The organism is Bacteroides caecigallinarum (genome assembly GCF_021530995.1).
Classification (GTDB): Bacteria; Bacteroidota; Bacteroidia; order Bacteroidales; family Bacteroidaceae; genus Phocaeicola; species Phocaeicola faecigallinarum.
Window position 1 is genome coordinate 1 of record NZ_JADYTF010000381.1, and the last position, 234, is coordinate 234.

Sequence of the window (234 nt, forward strand, 5' to 3'; positions counted from 1 at the left end):
AACGCGCTGGATATGAACAAGCCCCTGTCGCAGGCATACTACCTGAAAGAACAGCTCAGGGAAATCTGGATGCAGGTCAATAAGGACGATGCCGAAAGGGTTATGTCGGATTGGGTAAAGCAAGCCCAAGAAAGCAAAGTGCCGCAACTGGTGAAGATGGCAGCCACAGTAATGGCACACAGAACAGGCATACTCGCATGGTACGACTGTCATATATCGACCGGAAAAGTAGAA

General features: G+C 49.6%; 1 protein-coding gene. It reads left to right on the forward strand.

The window, feature by feature from the left end; translation table 11 throughout:
• On the forward strand, positions 1–234 hold a 234-nt coding region (locus I6E24_RS17120; RefSeq protein ID WP_235329887.1), incomplete at both ends, for a transposase.